We start from the raw sequence: 23,280 nt of genomic DNA on the forward strand, positions 1-23,280 counted from the left end.
GTTTATGAAAAATAAATGAGGAGGGGATTGCATGAGTAAACCAATTGTCGGTTCAAAAACAATGGTCGTAAGTCCGCATTACTTAGCATCTCAAGCAGGAAACACAATCCTTGAAAAAGGAGGAAATGCTTTTGATGCAGCAGTAGCTGTTAGTGCCTGCCTTGCGGTTGTGTATCCTCATATGACAGGACTTGGTGGTGATTCTTTTTGGCTCACATACAGTAAAAAGGATCAAAAAGTACGTGCATACAATGGAAGTGGACGAACAGGAGTAAATGTAACACGTGACGTATATGAAGGGAAAAGCGCTATTCCTACTCGAGGTATTGAGAGTGTGATAACAGTGCCTGGAATGGTTGATAGCTGGGATGCTGTATTAACGGAGTATGGGCGACTTTCGTTAGAGCAAGTGCTGCAGCCAGCAATTGAGTATGCTTCTAAAGGGTTTCCATTCTCACTTGATCAGCATGAGAATACAGTCAAAAATGCAGAAATGTTAAAAGGAGATAAAGATACAGCAAATGTTTTTTTACCCAAAGGAAAGATTCCTAAGGTAAATGAAAGATTCGTACAAGAAAACTTAGCAACAACATTAAAAGAGTTGGCATTATCTGGTAGAGATGAATTCTATAAAGGTGAGCTTGCATACCGACTTATTTCTAACTTAAAAGATAAGGGCGGCAAGCTAACGGTTGAGGATTTGGCTCATCATAAAGGAGAATGGACTGAACCACTTACCTCTACATATCGCGGGTATACTATGTATCAAGTTCCTCCAAACTCACAAGGCTTTGTGGGATTAATGGCGCTGAATATATTAGAAAATTTCGATCTTACTGCTATTTCCGAAGGATCTTATGAATATTATCATTTATTAGTAGAATCATTGAAAAGGAGTTTTCAAGATCGAAATAATCATTTAACAGATCCTGAGTTTTACTCCGTGCCTATAGAAAGATTATTAAGTAAGCAGTATGCAAAAGAGATAGCAGGTGCCATTCAATTAGACCGTACTAATGATATAAAAACTCAATCAGTTGGCGACACAGCTCATGCGGCTGTTATTGATGAGGAAGGTAACGCTGTTTCCTTTATACAAAGTCTTTATTTTGAATTTGGATCAGGTGTGGTTGCTGGAGATACCGGCGTTGTTATGCAAAATAGGGGCTCGTTTTTCTCCCTTAACCCAAGTGATGTGAATTGCCTCGAACCAAGAAAAAGAACCTTCCATACTCTTATGCCAGCAATGGCTCTAAGAGATGGTCAGCCAAGGATTCTTTATGGCACACAAGGTGGTGAAGGTCAGCCGCAAACTCAAACAGTTATCATTACCAGAATGATTGACTATGGAATGAATCCACAACAGGCGATAAGTGAACCTAGATTTGTGTGGGGAAGAACGTGGGGACAACAAACTCAACAGTTGAAAATTGAAGGTCGTGTTAGCATGGATGTGATTGAGCAATTATCAAAAGCTGGACATATTGTTAATAAAGTTGAAGATTTTGCCGGAATTATGGGCCATGCAAATGCAATAGTCATTGATGATCAGGGCTTTGTTCATGGTGGAGTGGACCCTAGGAGCGATGGAGCCGCGATTGGAAGGTGATTTTTAGGAGAACCCGTCTTAGGTAGGACGGGTTTTTTCGAATGTTAATAATTTAACTAAATTGCTAACCATTTGTTTGGTAGAAAAGCATATATATTAATATTTTGAAATATGTATAAAAATGAATCAACTTATGGTCTTTAGAAGGGAGAAGTTAAGTTGTCGTTCTTACATTATAAAAAAGAATATATAAGAGGTGACCTATCTTCTGGACTAGTTGTTGCTGCATTGGTCATTCCACAAGGTATAGCGTATGCATTGATAGCAGGCTGCCACCTGTTATAGGATTATATACAGCAACAATTCCAGTGCTTATCTATTTATTATTTGGATCGTCTCCACATGTTTCAATAGGACCTGTTGCGATGATCTCAATTCTTATTTTCAGTGGTGTGACACCTTATGCTGTTGCAGGTACTCCCGAATATATTCAGTATGTTGCCATATTGACGATTCTCGTTGGTGTTATTCAATTCCTCTTACACTTACTAAAAGTTGGGGTAATTGTTGAACATGTTCCTCATGGTGTTATTAGTGGTTTCACTTCAGGGTGTGCGGTGATCATAGCGGTAAATCAAATAAGCACAATCATTAAAATGCCATTGCATGATCGAGGTAATATGATTACCTCCTTAGGGGTGATTATAACTAATCTAAAAGACATTCATGTATTAACAGCCTTAATTGGCTTTATATCAGTCATTGCACTTATGTTATTAAAAAAATTACTACCAAACTACCCTCAACCAATTTTCCTCATATTTATAAGTACAATGGTTGCTTATATATTAAATGTTTCAAGCAAAGGTGTAGTGCTTATTGGAGAAATTCCAATGGGGCTTCCTCCATTTGTGTTACCTGAATTAAGTTTGGACAAAGTATCTGTGATGTTACCAACTGCTATTGTTATTGCATTTATAGGTTTTATTGAGACGTTTGCTATTGCAAAAGTGATTGCAAAGAAAGAAGGATATTCAATTCGTCCCAACACGGAATTAAAGTCTCTTGGCATTGCGAATTTGATTGGAGGTTTTTTTTCATCAATGCCAGTAGCAGGTGGATTTTCAAGGTCTGCAGTTAACTATAGCTCAGGAGCAAAGACAAAATTTTCTTCTTTTTTAAGTGCAGGAATTGTTATAGTTACGTTAGCGTGTTTTACGTCATTGTTTGCTTTTATTCCAAAAGCTGTTCTTGCCTCTATCATTTTAGTGTCAGTTATAAAATTAATCGACGTGAAAGAGGCGATCTACTTACTTAGAACCAATATACTGAATGCAGCTATACTTCTTTTAACTTTTTCAGTAACGGTTGTTTCAGGCCCTAAATTTGGACTGGGCATTGGAATATTCCTCTCTATTTTGTCTGGTATTCGCAAAGTAAATATTTCATATAGTATTCGTTAAACATAACTTTTCTTTATGTAAGACTTTTAACCAAACCATCTTCTTATTATACTAAGACTATATATACTTAAAGGATGGGTTTTCATTGAAAATAGATCATATTGATAGAAAAATACTTGAGTTACTCACGATTAATGGCAGAATGTCTTATTCAGATATCGGAAAAGAACTAGATTTGTCACGGGTATCCGTTCGAGAACGTGTAAATCAATTAATAAACAATGATGTAATTGAAAAGTTCAGTGTTGTGATCAATTCTGAGAAGATGGGCAAAAATGTTTCAGCTTTTTTTGAGGTTGACTGTGAACCGGCTTATTTAGTTGAGGTCGCTGAAACATTGGCGGATAATCCCTGTGTCTCAAGCTGCTATCAAATGACAGGCCCTAGTACACTACATATGCATGTGTTGGTTGATGACTTTGTCGCATTAGAAAAATTTATCAACAATGAATTATATGCACTTGAAGGAATTACCAGAGTGGAAAGTCACATTTTACTAAGACGTTTTAAAAGTAGAAGTGGGATGAAGTTATAATAAAATTTGTAAAGAATGACTTTTGAAAGAAACTAGCAAAAAGTCATTCTTTTTTGTTGAAATTTTTCTGGGAATTGTATAGAAAATTAACTTTATATGGTTTATAATCATAAATATCTTCCGTTTGTTAATTTAATATAAAATAATAACTAACAAATGATAAGGTTGATTGCATAAATGGTAAGATCCACCATAAGCATCGTAAAGGAACATTTAAATGAAAAAGGGGAGAATAAATAGCGAGGGGAATTACATTGAAAATTAATGTAGAAGGGTGATTAAAAATGACACAGCTGCAGCTATTTTTAGCTTTTTTTCGGGTTGGAATGCTTGGGTATGGCGGTGGTCCTTCTTCAATACCACTTGTTCATAAAGAGGTGGTTGAAAAGTACAAATGGATGAATGATGATGAATTTGCAGATGTGTTAGCTCTTGGGAATACATTGCCTGGGCCTATTGCTACAAAAATGGCAGGATATATTGGTTATCGAGTCGCGGGAATATTAGGTTTAATAAATGCTACACTTTCTACGATTCTTCCTACTATTGTGTTAATGATCGTTCTTTTAACAACAATTAGCTCTGTCAAAGATTATCCATGGGTTCAAGGAATGACAGCAGCAGTGGTCCCCGTCGTAGGAGTCATGTTAGCTACTTTAACTTGGGACTTCTTTAAGAAATCTCAAAAGTCACTCGGCTGGATAAAAGCATTAGCACTTATATGTGGTAGTTTTCTTTTAATGGAGATTCTTGGAGTACACCCTGCCATTTTAATTGGAGGACTTTTGCTCGCGGCGATATTAAAAAAAGATAAAAATCCAGATAAAGATCGGGCGGTTGAAAGGGGGAGTGCTTAGTGCTTTATTGGGAGATTTTTCTTGCCTTTTTTATACCTGGGATTTTAGGTTACGGAGGTGGTCCGGCATCCATCCCGCTTGTTGAAAATGAGGTAGTGGATCGATATGGCTGGATGAACGTAAATGAATTTAGTGAAGTGCTTGCGTTAGGAAATGCTCTTCCAGGTCCAATTGCCACTAAGATGGCTGGTTATATTGGGTACCAACAAGGGGGAGTGTTAGGAAGTCTTGTTGGGATTTTTGCTACAGTTGCTCCTTCATTAATTTTGATGATCGTTTTATTAGGGTTTTTATATAAGTATAAGGATTCTCCAAAAGTAAAAAGAATGACAACATTCATTCGCCCTACAATTGCAGTGTTATTAGGGATGATGGCATTTAGCTTTTTCTTTACCTCATATCAAGATACAGGAATATGGCAATCGCTCTTTCTGGTTGCGATCAGCTTATTATTGTTAGAAAAGCTGAAAGTACACCCTGCATTAGTTATCGTTGGTGCGATGGGATATGGAGCTGTTTTTCTAGGGTGAAATACTTCACTTGTTAGATGAATTTCACCCCATGCACATAAAGAAGCTAATATGTATTCTAAGCTTTTACCACATCCACTTTTGGGGGAATTTGCTGGTAATAGGATCACTTAACAATCACGATCTTGATGTGATTATCATTGGTGAACCAACAGCAGCGGCGGTGCTAGAAAGAGTAACTGAATAAAAGATTCATCATGTTATTCCTAACAAAAAAGCTTCAAATTCCTATAAAAGGAACTGAAGCTTTTTCTATTCCCTAATTAACGGAAGAGTGCAACAACGAAATGCTCCACCTGATTTTATAATCTCTGTAATATCAACCTCTATAACATGAAACCCCCGTTCACGTAGCTTCTGATTAACACCTTTATTAATTGGTAAGCTTAATACTCGCTTTTCTCCTATCGATAAAACATTAGTACCTAAAGTTGCTTGTTCTTCCTCTGTTACCTCAATTAAGTTATAGCGAGATGATAACAGTTCTACCTTGTTCTTTTCTATTTCGTTAGGAAAAATTAAAGCATCCTCCGGTGATAAGATATTAAAAACACAATCTAAGTGTAAATATTTATCTGTAAATGGAACTTCAATAACGTCAAAAGTGGGTAACAGGCTTTGTAAATGCGAAATAGCATTTACGTTTGTTCGATTACTTACACCAACGTAAATTGTGTTTTGATCGATAAAAACATCGCCACCTTCGATTTTATCTCCAATCAAATTTGTGTAGGTAATTTGCGCCTTTTCTAGGTAATCGATAAAAGATGTTTCTTCTCCTTTTCTCACATCATGAGCCATGTCTGCCGCAAAAACTTGATGACCTAGTACAAATCCGATATCACGGGTGAAAACCTGTTCGGGAAAGTCTTTTCTAGGTGTAAGTAAGATTACTTCCACATCGTTTTCTTTTAATGTATTAACTAAGTCTTTATGTTGCTGTTGAGCAAGTTTTGTGTCGATATTTTCCTCTAAAAACCTTTTTTGGATTTCATTAATTGGTTCTTTAATTGTCATGAATTCTGGTGAACATAAAACCACTTTTTTTAGAGTGTCATATTCCGATTTACAAGAGCATTTTATGTAATCAAGATTTTCCATGTTATCCTCCTCATTTCATTCTTAATGTGTAATATTCCCTAACTCTGAAAATTATTAAACGTCTGCAATTTAATCAAGCTTAGAAAAAATAATAATTTTTTGTTGTACAAATAAAAAATCTATGATATATTTCTTTATGCAAGGTTAGTGCAAACGATTTCGCAAGCTGTTGCACACTATCTCATAGATGAATTCTCTTTATAACCTTTTTATTCGTTATGAAAAAATAGATTAAAAGGTTAAAAGTAAGAAACTCTATGATTTTTTATAAGAGTTTGTGCAAACGTTTCCTCACTCACCTGAAACAGCGCAAGAGCGCAAATAAATAAAACGGGGGTAAAAACAATGGGAAGTAAAAAAGTATTTTTAAGCTTTTTCTCGATTCTATTTCTTGTAAGCGTTGTATTAGCTGGTTGTTCCGGCAGTGACTCTTCTTCTGAAAAAGAAGGATCAGGTTCTGAAGGAGATCAAGTAACTCTAGATATTTTCCAATTTAAAGTAGAATTCAAGGATCAGTTTGAAGCAGTAGCAGAGCAATACCAAGAAGCTAATCCAGGGGTAAAGATTAATATCCAAACTGTAGGTGGCGGAGAAGATTATGGTGCAGCGTTAAGATCTAAATTTGCATCTGGTGACGAGCCTGCAATTTTCAATATTGGTGGTCCGACTGACGTAATTGACTGGGAAGATAGCTTAGCTGATTTAACTGATTCTGCTGCGGCTGGTGCGGCACTTGAAGGTACACTTGACGGTGTAACGAAAGATGATCAAGTACTAGGCTTACCATTTAACCAAGAAGGTTATGGCCTAATTTATAACACTGAAATTTTTGAAAAAGCGGGAATTAACCCTGCAGATATTAAAGATATGGCTTCTTTAGAAGCAGCTGTTAAAACTTTAGATGAAAAGAAATCAGACCTAGGTTTAGAAGCAGTATTTGCATTACCTGCAAAAGAAACTTGGGTAACAGGTTTACACTTATCAAACGCATTTATTTCTCCTGAATTTGATGGAAACGTAACAAGTGCATTTGAATCTAAAACAGTTGATTTTAAATATGGCGATGCAATGAAAAACTTTATTGATCTTCAAAATAAACACTCAGTTCAACCTGTTGTAAGTCTTGATTATTCTCAACAAGTTGAAGAATTATTCTCTACTGGAAAAGTTGCGATGATTCAACAAGGTAACTGGGTATATGGTTCAATTTCTGGAATTGACGAAGAGCTAGCAAACAACAAGGTTGGGATCTTACCTATCCCTGTTCCAGGATACAAAGAAGATGCGATTCCAGTAGGAGTTCCAATGTACTGGGCATTGTTAACAAGAACAAAGATGAAAAAGTAATCGAAGAAGCTACAAAATTCCTAGATTGGTTATATACATCTGACGAAGGTAAAGAAGTTGTACTTAATGATTTCAAATTCGTTCCAGCTTATGAAGGCTACGATGCTTCAAAAATTACAGATCCACTTTCAAAACAAGTCTATGAGTATGCAGAAGCAGGAAAAACAATTGGATGGGTATTTATGGGTTATCCAGCAAACTGGGGTCAAAATGAGCTTGGTGCTAATATCCAAAAATATTTAGCTGAAGAAGCTACTTGGGAAGAGATTGTTGAAGATTCAAAAGCTGCTTGGGCAGAGTCTAAAGAATAAGGTGGAGATGGATAAAGCAAAGTAGCAGATTGTTGCTACTTTGTTTTATTAATCCATGTAAGGAGTGGCTTTGTTATAAGCTGCTCCATAAACAAAGGTGCCTATAACCTTCGTTTATGGAGCGACTTATAGATTGAGCGCTTGACTACTACATTAAAAAGCAAAAAAGTGTTGGAGGGATTCACATGATGCGTACTCGGGATCTATCATATTGGTTATTCTTAGCACCTGTCCTGTTTGCATTGGCAATGGTTATAATCATACCTTTACTAATTGGTGTTTATTATTCATTTACAGATTGGAACGGTATTAAGATTGGTTCATTTGTTGGACTTGAGAATTATATTGATGCTTTTAAGGATGAAGAATTTCTAGCATCACTTTGGTTCACAACGAAGTTTTCCGTTGTATCTGTTTTATTAACAAATGCTATTGGATTAGGTTTAGCGTTAATTGTAACAACAAAAATTAAATCAAGTAAGTTCTTAAGAACTATTTTCTTTATGCCTAACTTAATTGGTGGATTAATTTTAGGTTTTATCTGGCAGTTTATTTTCATTAAGGTATTTGCCGGAATTGGAGATGTATTAGGTATAGAATCATTAAAAGGCTGGTTATCAACGACAGAAACTGGATTCTGGGGATTAGTTATTTTAATGAGCTGGCAAATGTCAGGGTATATCATGATTATCTATATTGCTTACTTAGAGGGTCTGCCAAGTGAGCTCCTTGAAGCTTCTGAGATTGATGGAGCAGGACCTTTCCAACGATTCAGATATATTATTTTCCCACTTGTTGCACCAGCATTTACAGTAAGTATGTTCTTAACTCTATCAAACTCGTTTAAGCTATACGATCAGAACTTATCCTTAACTAGTGGTGGACCGTATAATTCAACACAAATGGTTGCGATGGAAATCTTTAAAACAGCTTTTGGTGAAAGAGATATGGCTTACGCTCAAGCAAAAGCAGTTGTCTTCTTTATTATTGTTGCTGTCATCTCATTAACTCAGGTGTATATGAACAAGAAGAAGGAGGTTGAAGTATAATGAGAAGCAAATATCAATTTCCTGTTGAAATCTTGGGTGTTGTTTTAGGGATTATCTGGTTAGCACCTTTTTACTTAATGATCGTTAACTCGTTAAAAACAAAGAGAGAAATCTTTACTGATGTATTGAAGTTACCGGAAGAGCTTACACTTGATAACTATTTCCAAGCCTTTGAAGAGCTTGACTTTATTCAAACATTTTTCAACTCATTACTTATTACTGTGATTAGTGTTGCGATTATCATTATTTTCTCATCAATGGCAGCCTATGCACTTTCAAGAAACAAGAGCAAAACAAGTACAATTCTTTTTATGCTATTTGTAGCGGCGATGTTAATTCCTTTCCAGTCGGTAATGATTCCGCTTGTTACTGTGTTTGGACAAATCGAAATGTTAAACAGAGTTGGATTAATCTTCATGTATTTAGGTTTTGGTAGCAGTTTATCGATTTTCTTATTCCACGGTTCATTAAATGGAATTTCTAAATCATTGGATGAAGCTGCAACAATTGATGGATGCAATAAGTTCCAGGTTTTCTGGTACATCATTTTCCCAATATTGAAGCCTATTACTGTAACAGTCGCAATTCTAAATATCATTTACATTTGGAATGATTACCTATTGCCTTCATTAGTTATAAATCAAGAAGGACTTCAAACAATACCATTAAAAATGTTCTTCTTCTTTGGTGAATATACAAAGCAATGGCACTTAGCTCTTGCAGGCTTAACAATTGCGATTATTCCTGTTATTATCGTGTATTTCTTCGCACAACGTGAAATTATTAAAGGAATCTCCGAAGGTGCAGTAAAATAATTGAAGTGAAAGAAGAAAAGCGTTTCCATTATCCTTCTCGACGTATTATGATAGAAATAAGAATTGGTGTTTCTAACACCTGCAATTAGTAAGGAGGCAGCAATGATCGTAACAATTAAAGATGTTGCAAAACGAGCGAATGTAGCTCCTTCAACTGTGTCGAGGGTTATTGCAAACAGTCCTCGTATTAGTGAGCAAACAAAAAAACGAGTTCGAGAAGTAATGGAGGAACTGGGATATCATCCAAATTTTCAGGCGCGCAGCTTAGTTGCAAAAAGTACTCAAACAATCGGTGTGGTTATGCCAAATTCAGCGTATTATGCCTTTCAAAATCCCTTTTTCCCGGAAGTATTAAGAGGGATAAGTACAAGCGCACATGAAAATAAATATGGAATTTATTTGTCTACAGGATCTGATGAAAACGAAATCTTTAATGAAGTTGTATCGATGGTCCAAGGTAGACGTGTTGATGGCATTGTCCTTTTATATTCAAGAATTAATGATAAAACAATGAAATTTTTACATGACTCAAATTTTCCTTTTGTTGTTGTGGGGAGACCTTTTGAAAATGAGGAAAGAATTTCATTTGTTGATAACGATAATATTTATATAACAAAACAAGTAACAAAATATTTAATTGAACTTGGGCACCGTCATATTGCATTTGTTGGAGGTAGTCTTCATTTTGTCGTAACCATTGACCGTTTAAATGGATATAAGTTGGCACTAGAGGAAGCTGATATTCCGTTTAATGAAGAATATATGGTCCATGAAGAATATATTAAGGAAAACGGGAGAGAAGCGATCAGACTTCTTATGTCCTTAGACTCTCCACCAACGGCACTTGTGACGCAGGATGATTTAATTGCATATGAAATGATTAGTCATTTAGAGGATATGAATGTAAGTGTTCCAAATGATATCTCTATTATAAGCTTTAACAATTTAATGCTATCTGAACATTCAAAACCGCCTTTAACTTCAGTTGATATTTGCATTTATCAACTAGGCTTAGAAGCAACAAATTGCTTAATTGAAAAAATGAACAAACCAGATTCTTTGCCGAAAAGAATTACAATTCCTACTAAATTCATTGAACGTAAATCATGTAAAAAAAAGAAATAGGATTATTGTAAAAAGGATAATTGATCGCAATGTATTGAAATGTGTACATACATTTGATCATTTGTCCTTTTCTTTTATAACATGAACGGTTCTGCATTCACATAATAATAAATGTGTATGCCTCATGATAATGGAGAAACTAGGAAAATGAACTGTAAAGAAAACTATGCCCAAAATTAATGCGCATAAGAGAGGAAGTAACATGAACAAGATATGGTGGAAAGAAGCGGTTGCCTACCAGGTGTATCCTAGGAGCTTTATGGATTCAAATGGTGATGGAATTGGTGACCTTCAAGGAATGATTTCAAAATTAGATTATATTAAAGATTTAGGAATAGATGTTATATGGATTTGTCCAATGTATAAATCGCCTAATGATGATAATGGCTATGATATTAGTGATTATCAAGACATCATGGAAGACTTCGGAACGATGGAAGACTTTGATCAGTTGTTAAAAGAAGTTCATAACCGAGGGATGAAATTAATAATCGATTTAGTTATTAACCACACAAGTGATGAGCATCCTTGGTTTATTGAATCACGCACATCTAAAGATAGTGAAAAACGTGATTGGTATATTTGGAGAGATGGTTTAGGCGGAAAAGAGCCGAATAACTGGGAAAGTATTTTTAGTGGTTCAGCATGGGAATATGATGAAAAAACAGAGCAATATTACATGCATATTTTTTCAACAAAACAACCTGACTTAAATTGGAGAAATCCTGAAGTTCGCCATGCCCTATACGATATGGTCAACTGGTGGCTTGATAAAGGAATAGATGGTTTCCGTGTTGATGCAATTAGTCATATTAATAAAGAAGAAGGATTAGTGGATATGCCAAATCCAGAGGGACTAAAATATGTACCTTCCTTTGATAAGCATATGAATGTTAAAGGTATCCATACCTACCTGCAAGAATTAAAAGAAGAAACGTTTTCGAAATATGACATCATGACTGTTGGTGAAGCAAACGGAGTCAAAGTTGAAGATCACGAAGATTTAGATCAATGGGTTGGAACGGAAAATGGTAAATTTAATATGGTGTTTCAATTCGAGCATTTATCATTATGGAATGCTACAAAAGAAAATAGTTTAGATATTTTAGGACTAAAAAATGTTCTAACAAAGTGGCAAAAAACTCTCGAAAATAACGGATGGAATGCCCTTTTTATAGAAAATCATGACCAGCCACGCCGTGTTTCAACTTGGGGGAATGATAAGGAATACTGGTATGAGAGCGCTACGGCACTTGGTGCTATGTACTTCCTCATGCAGGGAACTCCATTTATTTATCAAGGACAAGAAATAGGGATGACAAATGTGAAGTTCAATTCGATTGAGGAATATAATGATGTTGCCGATCGAAATATGTACAGAATTAAGCGTGAAGAAGGCGTACCACATGAAGAGATTATGGAAGTAATTTGGTCATCCAGTCGTGATAACTCAAGAACTCCGATGCAATGGTCTGCCGAGCAAAATGCAGGATTTACAACAGGAACACCATGGCTTGGTGTAAATGAAAACTACCGTCATATTAATGTTGAAGTACAACAACAAGACGAAGGATCTATTCTACATTTTTATAAGAAAATGATCAAGATTAAAAAGGAAAATGATGTGTTTACGTATGGAACATATGATTTGATCTTAGAAGATCATCCACAAATTTATGCGTACACACGAACATTAAAGGATGGAAAAGTTGTTATTCTCACAAACCTTACGGGAGATTCAGCTACTTGGGAAGAAGATCTAGAATTTAATGTTGATTCAAATCAGCTGTTACTTTCCAATTATGAAGTAAAGGAACATCAAGCAATATCAAAATTTGAACTGAAACCTTATGAAACAAGAGTTTATTGGGTTTAATGTATAATGAAGGCATATTACTTTTAGTGATATGTCTTTTTTATTGTTTTAGAATAATCATTTAGAAATGATGGTTGTAAAACTAATGGAGTTAGTTTATTATAAAACTAATAGTATTAGTTTTAATCCTAATTTAGTAAAGGAGAGGGATCGTAATGAAGGTAACAAAGGTAGGGAATGTTTATCAATTAACGTTTTTACCAGGCTTCTTTCCGGTAAACTGCTATATGATAGAAGAAAGTTCAAGCCTTACACTAATTGATGCAGGCTTCCTAATAGTTATAGAGGGATTGTTAAGATAATTGATTCCATCGGTAAGCCACTTAAAAACATCATGTTAACACATGCACACGGAGATCATGTAGGTTCCTTAGTTGAATTAAAAAATCAATTTCCAGATATACCTATTTCTGTTTCAGAACGTGACAGCCGATTATTAAGAGGCGACACATCTTTAGATAATGATGAGCCACAAACGCCAATAAAAGGTGGTATTCCAAAGAATATTAACTTAGTACCTGAACAGCTTTTAAAGGAAGGAGATCAAATTGGCTCATTAGTTGTTATTACAACACCTGGGCACACACCTGGATCTATTTCCTTTTTTGATACGCGTGATCAAGCAGTTATTGCTGGAGATGCCCTTCAAACTAGAGGAGGGATTGCGGTAAGTGGTCAGATTCGTCCGTTCTTTCCGTTTCCTGCATTGGCAACATGGCATAAAGAAACATCTCTTGAAAGTGTGAAAAAGATTAAAGCATTACAACCTCGTTTGCTTGCTGTAGGTCACGGTGAAATGATTGAAAATCCAGCAGAATCTATTCAGCTTGCTATTGATCAGGCAGAAAAGAAATTAGCAACTAATTAAGAAATAATGGAAAGGTAGAGACGTATGCCTAGAATGGGACTTGACTTACAAACAATTTTACAAGCTGCAGCAGAAATAGCAGATGAACAAGGAATAGAGGCCGTTACGTTAGCAACTTTGGCTAAAAAACTTAATGTTCGTTCTCCTTCTTTATATAATCATATCGAAGGGTTAACAGGACTTCGAAAAAAATTAGCTATTCATGGTATGGAGTTACTCTATAACAGGCTAGCCGAAGCTGCAATTGGTCGGTCACAGGATGATGCGGTTCATTGTGTTGCCGATGCATATATTGCATTCGCACGTAAACACCCAGGACTTTATGAATTAACATTAAGTGCATCAGATCCAGATGACCAAAACATTCAACTGGCAGGGAAAAGAATTGTTGACTTAACTGTTCAAGTATTAAATGGGTATGGACTTGAAAATGATGAAGTCATTCATGCTGTACGTGGTATCCGAAGTATATTACATGGCTTCTCTTCACTTGAACAAAAGGGAGGATTCGGATTACCACTTGATCTTGATGATAGTCTACATTTATTAATTGATAGTTTTTTAGCTGGTATTCATAAAATGAAAAACGGGGGATAAGTTGTTAGAAACGAAAAAAAGTAAATCGGAGATAAATTTGAATAATCGAAGGTAAAAGTCTAAAAATCGGAGATAAATTTGAATAATCGAAGATAAACATGTTGTTCATCATTTTTTAATAGTCATAAATATAAAAAATCCAAACTGTAACTTCCTCGTGAACCTCAAATCATACCTTGTGCAAGGTGACAAAGGTCTGTGATAACATAAAAGCAATCAAAAAGTGAATAGTAGTATTAGCTAAGATTCACTTTCGAGGGGAAGTTAGTAAATAATGAAGCAACAGCATGATTTTACGAACGGAAATATTGTTAAGCAAATATGGACTTTTTCACTTCCAATTATGCTGACAAACTTATTGCAGGTATCTTATCAATTTATCGACAGCTTATGGGTGGGAAATTTACTTGGTGCCACTGCATTAGGTGCGATTGCTGTATCGGGAACAGTCATTTTTACGATATTATCGTTTATTATTGGCATAAATAATGCTACATTGACCATTCTTTCTCAACAAAAAGGTAAGCAAAATGAAGCAGGGTTAAAAAACTATATTAACGCCTTTGTCGTTGTCTTGACAGCTATGTCGGCTTTGTTGGGTGTAGTCGGCTTCATTCTATCTGAAGAGATTTTAAAATGGCTTTCAACACCACCGGCAATGATTCCGGAAGCAACTGCTTATCTCCAAATTAATTTTATTGGAATACTTTTTCTATTTGGTTATAACTTTATTAGCACCGTCTTAAGAGCATTAGGAGATAGTAAAACACCGATTCGATATGTCATGATTGCTGTGATATTAAATGCAGTGTTAGATCCACTTTTCTTGTATGTGTTTGATATGGGAATTGAGGGAGCTGCTTATGCGACGATTTTATCTCAGGGGATTTCATTTATATACGGTGTTTTTGACACAATAAAAAGAGGATTAATTCCATTTATTTTTCCTAAGTTGCCTACAGCTGATGAAGTGGCGACCATTATGAAGCTAGGGCTACCTTCAGGATTGCAAATGACTGTTATATCAGCGGGTGTGATGGCAATCATGAGTGTTGTTAACTCGTTTGGAAGTGATGTTGTAGCAGGCTTTGGTGCTGCACAACGGTTAGACAGTGTGATTATGCTGCCGGCGATGGCACTTGGAACAGCTGTAAACAGCATGGCAGGTCAAAATATCGGGGCCAATAAATGGAGCCGTGTTCATGATATAGCAAAATATGGTGTTTTATTTAATTTGTTTATTATGGTTATGATCAGTACAACTGTATTTTTTTGTGCTGAAATGGCTGTTAGACTTTTTATTAAAGAACAAGATGCTTTACTATTCGGAAAAGAATATTTGCGTATTATTGCCTTTTTCTACCCATTTTTAGGTATTAATTTTATCTTAAATGGCATTGTGAGGCTGCAGGTGCCATGTTCCAAGTACTAATATTGAATATTATTTCTTTCTGGATACTAAGGTATCCCCTTTCATATTTTTGTTCCTTATGGCTGGGTGACAAAGGAATTGCCGTTGGAATGGGGGTTAGCTTTGTGATAAGCAGTGTGATTGCGTTTGGATATTATAAGTTTGGGATATGGAATAAAATAGAACTGAACCTTCAAGAGTAGCTCAAAAATAATTCATCTTAATCTTGACACCGCGAAAAATACTCGGCATAATAAATTAAAATAAAATGGAACGTTATAAAAAGAGGACCAGTATGCGGGGACTTATCAATTCAGAGAGTGAAGTTTAGTAGCTGAAAGACTTCATATTGAAAAGCCGCAGAACCTACCTTTTGAGTCCTGTGCAAACATAGGCGCATCCCTAGCGTTATAGGGTTAAGTGGGATGTTGAAAAAATATCCAACCAAGGTGGTACCACGGAAGCAAAGCTCCTTTCGTCCTTATTATATAGGGATGATTGGGGCTTTTTTGTACAATCAGAAAGTATATAATTTTTCTGACGAAGATAGAAGAAAAATGCTTTCGCCATTAGGATTTGGCGATAAGACAAATTATTCTAATTGAACGAAGAAAAGTGGAGGAGAAGAACATGGATAAAAAGCGAATTGTTGTCAAAATCGGAAGCAGCTCTTTGACAAACTCAAAGGGGCAAATTGATCATGAAAAGTTTACTGATCATGTTCAAGCTGTCGCAGCATTACGTGAGGAAGGGCATGAGGTATTATTAGTTTCATCAGGTGCTGTTGCAGCAGGCTTTGCTCGTTTAGGTTATCCAACTCGTCCGTCCACGTTAAAGGGAAAACAAGCTGCTGCAGCTGTAGGCCAAAGCTTGCTTGTTCAATCTTATATTGAACAATTTAGTCAATTTAACATTGTTCCAGCCCAAATTCTCCTTACACGTAAAGATTTTTCAAAACAAGAGCGTTATAAAAATGCCTATGCCACCTTAACTGAGTTGTTAGAACGGGGTATATTACCGATTATTAATGAAAATGATACGGTTTCAGTTGAGGAGCTTACCTTTGGTGACAATGATATGCTTTCCGCCCTTGTTAGCGGTTTAGTCCATGCAGATCAGCTCATTATCTTAACTGATATTAACGGACTGTATGATTCAAATCCTACTAAAAACCCTGATGCCAAAAGAATTGATTTTCTATCAGAAGTAACCGATGAGATGCTTAGTGCGGCAGGTGGCTCAGGTTCTAAGGTGGGCACAGGTGGAATGAAATCAAAACTAATGGCAGCCAAAACAGCGATATCACTCGGTGTTCAAGTATTTATTGGGTTAGGTAAAGGGAAAGACAAGCTTGTAAACATTATCAATGGACAAGGAAATGGTACTTACATTGGTAAGGATGGATTGCAATCGATCAATAACAGTCGTCAATGGATCGCCTTTCATTCTGAAATATCCGGAACTATTTATGTTGATAAAGGTGCTGAAGATGCCTTGCTTTATAAAGGGAAAAGTCTTCTCCCAGCAGGTATTTACGATATAAAAGGGTCATTTCAAAAAAATGAAGTTGTAGAAGTAGTCGGCCCAAATGGCTTACTTGGTAAAGGAGAGGTTCTTTTTTCATCAGGTGAGTTAAAAGCAGCAATGGGAAAAAGAAGTGAAGAACTAAGTAAAGATGTTCTGTCTTCAATAGTGGTCATTCACAGAAACAAATGGGTAAAAGCATAGGGAGGTTGTAAAAAATGGGTGAGGTTTTAGTGAAGGGGAAAGCGGCAAAGGAAGCTAGCTTTGCATTGGTTGATATTTCAACAGAGGAAAAAAACGAAGCATTAGCTAAAATTGCCGATCAATTGATTGTAGATCAAAGTTTTATTATAGAAGAAAATAAGAAAGATCTTGAGGCCGGAAAGCAAAATGGATTGAATGATAGTGTGTTAGATAGAATTATGTTAAATGAAAAAAGAATTGGTGATATGGCTGAGGCAATTCGTTTATTAATTGATCTGAAAGATCCAGTCGGTGAAGCGATTGAAACAATTGAAAAAGAAAATGGTCTGCTTATAAAGAAAAATCGAGTCCCAATTGGTGTTATTGGAATGATATATGAAGCAAGACCAAATGTAACAGTCGATGCTGCTACGTTGACTTTGAAAACAGGGAATGCTGTAATTTTACGTGGCAGCTCTTCAGCTAGCTTTTCAAATCAAGCCTTGATGAAATCAATTCATAAAGCGCTTGAAAAAAGTAATGTTCCAATTAATGCGATACAACTTATTGAAGACACAAGTAGAGAAACAGCAAAAGAGCTATTTCATCTTAAAGAATATTTAGACGTTCTTATTCCACGTGGAGGAAAAAATCTAATTGATACCGTCGTGAGAGAAGCAACAGTACCTGTATTAGAAACAGGTGCAGGAAACTGTCATGTGTTTATTGATGAAACAGCTGATTATAAAATGGCTGAAAGCATTGTAGTTAATGGTAAAACTCAGCGTCCGTCAGTATGTAATGCAATTGAAACTATATTAATAGAAGAAAAATGGTTTGCACAACATGGTAAAGATCTTTTAGAAAAGTTAGCTAATCTCCAGGTTGAAATTTATGGAGATGAGACTGTTCGAAGTGCCTTTAACTCCGCAAAACTAGCTACAGAAGAAGACTGGTACACAGAATACCTTGCATTATCAGTAAGTGTGAAGGTCATTAAAAATGTGGACGAGGCGATTTCTCATATTAATAAATATGGAACAAATCATTCTGAAGCAATTGTGACAAAGAATGAGGAAAATGCAACAAAGTTTCTTAATAGAGTGGATGCTGCAGCTGTTTACCATAACGCTTCAACACGTTTTACAGATGGATCTGAATTTGGTTATGGTGCTGAAATTGGAATCAGTACTCAAAAGTTACACGCCAGAGGCCCTATGGGGTTACAAGCATTAACATCTAGCAAGTTTTTTGTTTATGGCACAGGTCAGATTCGGAATTAATAGAGAAAAGAAGAGGTGCCTAAAAATGGCACCTTTTATGTTAATTCTGATACTTAAAGAATCCTTCTCCCGTCTCAACACCAAGTTTTCCTTTATCAATATATTCTTTTTTTAAGTGTTTGGCGAGCTTAGCATACTGCTCACTGCCTGTAGCCTCAGCTTTTCCTTGTGCAATATTATATGCAGTTTTGATTCCAACAACATCTAAAATAGCGAATGGTCCTTTTGGTGAACCAGTTGCAACCATCCATGTTTTATCAATTGTTTCAGGATCTGCCACTTCATTTACTAATAGCATCTGGGCAGCCTCCAATAATGGGACTAGTAACGAATTCAGTATATAACCAGGTTGTTCTTTATGTAGAGGTAAAGCAACCATTTCAATCGCTTCTGCAAATTCAATCACTTGTTGAAATACATTCATATCTGTACCTGGATGTTTCATAATTTCTGCCGTGTTGTTAATCCAAATCTCATTAGCAAAATGTAAAGCCAAGAATTTTTCTGGTCGTCCTGTTGCTTCTGCAAACATACTTGGCAAAAGTGTGGATGAATTTGTTGCAAAAATTGTTTTTTCTGGAGCCACTTTTCCTAATTCTTTGTAAAAGTCATTTTTAATTTGTACTACTTCAGGTATGGCTTCAATAACTAAATCCGCATTTGACACAGCTGTTGATAGATTAGAGCTAAACGAAATATGGTCAAAAGCAGCATTTACTTCTTCCTCAGATGCTCCTAAATCTTCTTGATAACGTTTTGTTAATTTTAGTATTCTTTCTTTGGCTTGTTGAGTCGCTTCATCATTAATGTCATAAACCAATACCTGAAAACCCTTATATGCTGTTTGATAGGCAATTTGACTTCCTAAAACCCCAGCACCAGCAACTGTAATATGTTTGAAGTCCATCGTACTCCTCCTTTTTTCTAATACAATCGTCTATATATAGTATAAACAAAAATTGAAATAGGATGATATATTTGAGCCGTTTACAAGCTTCAGTGTATACTAAGCAAATAACTCAATTGCATTAGGGGGAACAGTATGGACTTCAAGCCAAAAGCAATTTTCTTAGATATGGATGGTACCATTTTAAACCATCAAAACTTTGTGAGTGTTAACACAAAGGAAATCATTGATACTATAAGACAAAAGGGAATTTATGTATTCATTGCAACAGGGAGAGCTGTTGATGAAATCGAAAGAGTAGTACCCGAAGGATTTGAAGTAGACGGAGTTGTTACATCTAATGGAATGTCAGGGTATTTAGGTGAAGAATCTCTTTTTGAACATTCACTTGAGCGTAAGTTAGTTAAGAAAATTATAGAAAAAGCAAGAGAACATAAAATATATTATGAGCTTTTTCCGTATGGATCTTCGCGTGTAACATTAAAACAAGATCAGGAGTATGTAGAAGCCGAGATTAGTGGTGATAAACCTGAAAGTGTCGGAATAAATGAGTGGCTTTCAAGGCAACAAGCGATCAAAGAAGAAATTGAATGGGCAGAAAAGATAGAAGGAGAAAAATTCTCTAAATTTTATTTTTTTGCTAAATCAAAAGAGCAAATTAATAAGTGGAAAGATGAGCTTGATGAAATAAAAAAAGAGATAGACTTTACTACCTCCATTTCATCTCACCATAATGTTGAGGTAATGGTGGCGAATGTAAACAAAGCCACAGGCATTCAACAAATGTTAGAGAAATTTGGTGTGTCTGTTGATGAAACTCTTGCAATCGGTGATAGTGACAATGACATACCAATGTTAAAGTTAGTAAAATATCCAGTGGCAATGAAAAATGCATCAGATCACATTAAAGAGCTAGCTGTTGATGTAACTGAGTACACTTGTGATGAAGATGGGGTATATCACTATCTAAAATCTAAATTTGAATGAAAAGAAATAGGCGCATTTCCAGATTGAAATGCGTCTATTTTAAGAAAATAAAAGGAGATTGATATTTATGTCAGGAACTATAAGAGAACATATAAAACCGGGAATAAAGGTGAATGTCGTACAAAAGCAAGATCAGCGTACAGGAAAATTAACTGAAGGAGTTGTTGCGAAAATTCTAACAAACTCCCCATCTCATCCGCATGGTATTAAAGTAATGCTTGAAGGTGGCATTGTGGGAAGAGTAAAAGAAATTATTAATTAAACATCATATGGAAATTTTTTATTAGTCTTGGCTCTGTTAAATATTGTAAAATACAAATTGAGTATTTTCCAAATAATTTACATTTAGTTCAGGCATGATAAAAATAAAAAGTAAGGTGAAGTTATGAAGTACCACCATAATCCAATGCTTACATCAACAGAGATATCTTTTTTATGGACCACATATATACAAGATTCTCTTGCTGTCTGTTTGTTAAAGCATTTTAAATTAACGAGACAAGATCAGGATTTGGATCCATGTATTGAATACGGCCTAGAGGCTTCAAACGAACATCTTATGAAACTAAGAATAATATTTGAAAAGGAGAGATTTCCTGTTCCAATTGGTTTTAAGGAGGAGGATGATCTTTATAGTAATGCGCCAAGATTGTTTCCAGATATGTATATGTTTAGATTGCTTGAACATATGGCACGTGCAGGATTAACAAATTATGCAATGGCTAGATCTACTACATATCGAAAGGATATTAGAAAATTAGCGAATGATTGTTTGACCCATTCAGCCAATCTCTATGATTTAGTTATAGATGCTTCTGAAAACAAAGGAATATTAGTAAGAAGCCCGTCAATGGCATATCCTGAAAAAAACGAATTTGTTCAAAAAGCAAAACTCTTTACGGATGGTTTTCTTGATGAAGATCGACCACTATTAAGTGTGGAAATATCCCACTTAGGAACAAATATTGAAGCTAGCTATACTGTAGCAACTACTCTACTAGGCTATGCACAAGTTGCAAAAGATCATAAACTAAGCCAGCTTTTTGCTAGAGGATATGAAATTGCAAAGAAGCATGCTGAAATTTTTTCATCAATTCTTCGGAAAGAAACAGTTCACTCGCCAGCAGATTGGGACAGTTCAATAACTAGTACAACAATCCCGGGTTTATCTGATAAATTAATGACAAATCATATAGCATCAATGATAAGTATCGGTTTGAGTAACTATGGTACAGCTGTAGGGGCGAGTCTACGGAAAGATCTTGTTATACATTATGGAAGGCTTTCTCTAGAACTGGGTAAATATACAGAGGATTTAGCTGAGAAAATGATTAAACACGGATGGATGGAAAAACCACCGCAAATTATTAATAGGGAAGAATTAATAAATAAAGATTGAACTTAAAAAAAGTCCTCCATGTAATCACTTGGAAGACTTTTTTAATATCGTAATCTGGTGTGAAGAAAGATAGTGAAAATTTTAACTATTCAGAAGGAGAATTCAATTGGTTTCGATTGAATAACTTTTCATAAAGTACTTGAAATCCATACATCAGTATAGATTTTACTAAAAATAAAAGAGAAAGTTGGATTCTTGAAAGTCTTACAAGAGATACATATCCAATTTTTTTAAACAAGGATATTGCTAAGTAAGTAAAAATTGAGTCAATGATGATATTTATAAAGATATATAAGTTGAATTTTCCAAAAGTGTATTTAAAAACCCATAACGAGCCTATAAAGAAAGGTCCAATTATTAATGGTAGCTCAGCTAAAACATTAGGCTTTACCGAAAACGGAAACCACCACCATTTTTTCTTTTGTGCTAACGATCCTTCTGTTAACAGGTATAAGCACATAAATAGAGAACCTGGGAGAAATCGTTTAACTGTTTTTTTATTTAATAAAGGTAAAGAAAGCCAAGGTAATATGGTCATTAAGGTGATGTACAGTCTAGTGTGCCGCATTTATAAACATCCTTTTCCTTATTCGTATATCATTATTTTTCCAAATTTAAATGAGATTATGTAAATATTTGAAGATCAAATCATTTCTTTCACTATTTTATCGTAGATATATACATAATAGGGGAGGGAGTAGTATGAATGATAATTTGATACCCGTGTGGGATGAACATTTGTTTTGGTTAGAGGTTCTGCAAGATCATGCCTATTTTGTTAGAGATCATCTGTCCGTGAGTGAAGCTGAATATGTTCGTACATCTCAGCAGTATATTTATCTTTTTGGGGAACTTATTACCTTATTAAATTCAATTCCACGAAAAGGTCTTTATTATGATGAAGTAATGATTTCTTTTGCCAAAAGAGCGTGGCCGGTGGTAAAAGGTTATTTTGAGTTTGAGGGGAACCTGCAATCACTTAGAATTGATAATAAAGTAAATTTAAATTTATCTCCAACTTATTTAAATGGTACACTTGCTGAAAATCAGGAATATTTACGTATTTTGACTTTCCTAGTACAAGGAAAAGAACCTGTACCTCTTCCATTAGCAGATTTAATGGATTTGTGGTTGGAAGATCAACTAGGACATGTACTTCTATTTGAAGATTTATTAGATCCGATAGAATTAATTGCAACTAAGCAGGCGGAAGCTTATATAAATAGGTATCAAGCATTTATTATTCAAAATCGGCATTTGAAAGGCTATTTACGATTTAAGGAACCGAATTTTGCACGGCAAAGAGAATTTGCCAATGATGTAGGGCAAACGACGATTGAGATGAGTAAGTTTATTTATAGTATGGTGATTAAATATAAGGAAAACAAACTTTTGAATAAAACAACACTTCGTTTTCTAGAACATCATTTTCCTGAAACCTGTTATTTTATTAAAAAGTTAAGTTATTATTCACCAGGATTAAGTGACGAGGCTAGTAAATGCTCTCTTAAGAGACCATCTTATTCATAAAAGGGCTTAGTGGAAACTAAAGTTGCAGTTATA

At 35.3% G+C, this 23,280-nt stretch carries 20 protein-coding genes and 3 pseudogenes; 20 read left to right on the top strand and 3 right to left on the bottom strand.

Features of this window, described 5'->3' with window-relative positions:
* Nucleotides 1-31 precede the first annotated feature (31 nt).
* The 5 genes and pseudogenes from ggt to MVE64_RS20520 all read left to right on the top strand — a co-directional run bounded on the left by ggt (nt 32) and on the right by MVE64_RS20520 (nt 4,934).
* Nucleotides 32-1,609 carry a gamma-glutamyltransferase gene (gene ggt / locus MVE64_RS20500; RefSeq protein ID WP_247340918.1) on the top strand — a complete coding sequence of 526 codons (1,578 nt, stop codon included), beginning with the start codon at nt 32-34 and terminating at the stop codon, nt 1,607-1,609.
* 228 nt (nt 1,610-1,837) lie between these two features.
* Nucleotides 1,838-3,012 (top strand): annotated as a pseudogene (locus MVE64_RS20505) (SulP family inorganic anion transporter).
* Nucleotides 3,013-3,097: 85 nt separating this feature from the next.
* Nucleotides 3,098-3,547 carry an Lrp/AsnC family transcriptional regulator gene (locus tag MVE64_RS20510; protein WP_121660882.1) on the top strand — a complete coding sequence of 150 codons (450 nt, stop codon included), beginning with the start codon at nt 3,098-3,100 and terminating at the stop codon, nt 3,545-3,547.
* A 284-nt stretch (nt 3,548-3,831) separates the two neighbouring features.
* Nucleotides 3,832-4,404 carry a chromate transporter gene (locus tag MVE64_RS20515; RefSeq protein WP_247340944.1) on the top strand — a complete coding sequence of 191 codons (573 nt, stop codon included), beginning with the start codon at nt 3,832-3,834 and terminating at the stop codon, nt 4,402-4,404.
* Nucleotides 4,404-4,934 (top strand): chromate transporter, encoded by a 531-nt coding sequence (locus MVE64_RS20520; protein ID WP_247340946.1) that lies wholly within the window; start codon nt 4,404-4,406, stop codon nt 4,932-4,934. Before MVE64_RS20515 ends, MVE64_RS20520 begins: the two co-directional genes overlap by 1 nt.
* A 252-nt stretch (nt 4,935-5,186) precedes the next feature.
* Here MVE64_RS20520 and MVE64_RS20525 read toward each other — a convergent pair whose 3' ends face one another.
* Nucleotides 5,187-6,035, bottom strand: coding sequence for a dimethylarginine dimethylaminohydrolase family protein (locus tag MVE64_RS20525; protein WP_247340948.1), 849 nt, complete (start codon nt 6,033-6,035; stop codon nt 5,187-5,189).
* A gap of 345 nt (nt 6,036-6,380) precedes the next feature.
* On the opposite strand from MVE64_RS20525, the pseudogene MVE64_RS20530 reads away from it, so the two are divergent.
* The 11 genes and pseudogenes from MVE64_RS20530 to MVE64_RS20575 all read left to right on the top strand — a co-directional run bounded on the left by MVE64_RS20530 (nt 6,381) and on the right by MVE64_RS20575 (nt 18,424).
* Nucleotides 6,381-7,693: pseudogene (locus tag MVE64_RS20530) on the top strand (ABC transporter substrate-binding protein).
* Between the two features lie 188 nt (nt 7,694-7,881).
* On the top strand, nt 7,882-8,742 hold the full coding sequence (locus MVE64_RS20535; protein WP_121664900.1) for a carbohydrate ABC transporter permease: 861 nt from the start codon (nt 7,882-7,884) through the stop codon (nt 8,740-8,742).
* On the top strand, nt 8,742-9,557 hold the full coding sequence (locus MVE64_RS20540) for a carbohydrate ABC transporter permease (protein WP_247340950.1): 816 nt from the start codon (nt 8,742-8,744) through the stop codon (nt 9,555-9,557). The genes MVE64_RS20535 and MVE64_RS20540 overlap by 1 nt, the downstream gene beginning before the upstream one ends.
* Before the next feature lie 102 nt (nt 9,558-9,659).
* Nucleotides 9,660-10,682, top strand: a complete 1,023-nt coding sequence (locus MVE64_RS20545) for a LacI family DNA-binding transcriptional regulator (protein WP_098796735.1) — start codon at nt 9,660-9,662, stop codon at nt 10,680-10,682.
* A 202-nt stretch (nt 10,683-10,884) separates the two neighbouring features.
* Nucleotides 10,885-12,558: a glycoside hydrolase family 13 protein gene (locus MVE64_RS20550; protein WP_247340952.1), complete on the top strand. Its 1,674-nt coding sequence runs from the start codon at nt 10,885-10,887 to the stop codon at nt 12,556-12,558.
* Nucleotides 12,559-12,713: 155 nt separating this feature from the next.
* Nucleotides 12,714-12,860: a hypothetical protein gene (locus tag MVE64_RS27875; RefSeq protein WP_345740661.1), complete on the top strand. Its 147-nt coding sequence runs from the start codon at nt 12,714-12,716 to the stop codon at nt 12,858-12,860.
* A gap of 32 nt (nt 12,861-12,892) precedes the next feature.
* Nucleotides 12,893-13,426, top strand: a complete 534-nt coding sequence (locus MVE64_RS20555) for an MBL fold metallo-hydrolase (protein ID WP_345740662.1) — start codon at nt 12,893-12,895, stop codon at nt 13,424-13,426.
* A gap of 24 nt (nt 13,427-13,450) precedes the next feature.
* Nucleotides 13,451-14,023, top strand: a complete 573-nt coding sequence (locus tag MVE64_RS20560) for a TetR/AcrR family transcriptional regulator (protein ID WP_247340953.1) — start codon at nt 13,451-13,453, stop codon at nt 14,021-14,023.
* 274 nt (nt 14,024-14,297) lie between these two features.
* Nucleotides 14,298-15,637 (top strand): annotated as a pseudogene (locus MVE64_RS20565) (MATE family efflux transporter).
* Nucleotides 15,638-16,064: 427 nt separating this feature from the next.
* The gene (gene proB / locus MVE64_RS20570) at nt 16,065-17,162 is read left to right on the top strand and encodes a glutamate 5-kinase (RefSeq protein WP_247340955.1); all 1,098 of its coding nucleotides are present in this window, start codon (nt 16,065-16,067) and stop codon (nt 17,160-17,162) included.
* Between the two features lie 14 nt (nt 17,163-17,176).
* Nucleotides 17,177-18,424: a glutamate-5-semialdehyde dehydrogenase gene (locus tag MVE64_RS20575; RefSeq protein ID WP_247340957.1), complete on the top strand. Its 1,248-nt coding sequence runs from the start codon at nt 17,177-17,179 to the stop codon at nt 18,422-18,424.
* A 40-nt stretch (nt 18,425-18,464) separates the two neighbouring features.
* Here MVE64_RS20575 and MVE64_RS20580 read toward each other — a convergent pair whose 3' ends face one another.
* On the bottom strand, nt 18,465-19,331 hold the full coding sequence (locus tag MVE64_RS20580; protein WP_247340959.1) for a 3-hydroxyacyl-CoA dehydrogenase: 867 nt from the start codon (nt 19,329-19,331) through the stop codon (nt 18,465-18,467).
* 135 nt (nt 19,332-19,466) lie between these two features.
* On the opposite strand from MVE64_RS20580, the gene MVE64_RS20585 reads away from it, so the two are divergent.
* The 3 genes from MVE64_RS20585 to MVE64_RS20595 all read left to right on the top strand — a co-directional run bounded on the left by MVE64_RS20585 (nt 19,467) and on the right by MVE64_RS20595 (nt 21,717).
* Nucleotides 19,467-20,318, top strand: coding sequence for an HAD family hydrolase (locus tag MVE64_RS20585; protein WP_247340960.1), 852 nt, complete (start codon nt 19,467-19,469; stop codon nt 20,316-20,318).
* Nucleotides 20,319-20,385: 67 nt separating this feature from the next.
* Nucleotides 20,386-20,580, top strand: a complete 195-nt coding sequence (locus tag MVE64_RS20590) for a YwbE family protein (protein WP_247340962.1) — start codon at nt 20,386-20,388, stop codon at nt 20,578-20,580.
* Between the two features lie 123 nt (nt 20,581-20,703).
* Complete coding sequence (locus MVE64_RS20595; RefSeq protein WP_247340964.1) at nt 20,704-21,717, top strand: DUF3231 family protein; 1,014 nt, start codon at nt 20,704-20,706, stop codon at nt 21,715-21,717.
* An 85-nt stretch (nt 21,718-21,802) separates the two neighbouring features.
* Here the strand turns inward: MVE64_RS20595 and MVE64_RS20600 are convergent, their stop codons facing one another.
* Nucleotides 21,803-22,285: a hypothetical protein gene (locus tag MVE64_RS20600; RefSeq protein WP_247340966.1), complete on the bottom strand. Its 483-nt coding sequence runs from the start codon at nt 22,283-22,285 to the stop codon at nt 21,803-21,805.
* A gap of 134 nt (nt 22,286-22,419) precedes the next feature.
* On the opposite strand from MVE64_RS20600, the gene MVE64_RS20605 reads away from it, so the two are divergent.
* Nucleotides 22,420-23,247: a DUF2935 domain-containing protein gene (locus MVE64_RS20605; RefSeq protein ID WP_247340968.1), complete on the top strand. Its 828-nt coding sequence runs from the start codon at nt 22,420-22,422 to the stop codon at nt 23,245-23,247.
* The last annotated feature ends 33 nt before the right edge of the window (nt 23,248-23,280 follow it).

This window comes from Metabacillus endolithicus (genome assembly GCF_023078335.1).
In the GTDB taxonomy this organism is placed as follows: domain Bacteria; phylum Bacillota; class Bacilli; order Bacillales; family Bacillaceae; genus Metabacillus; species Metabacillus endolithicus.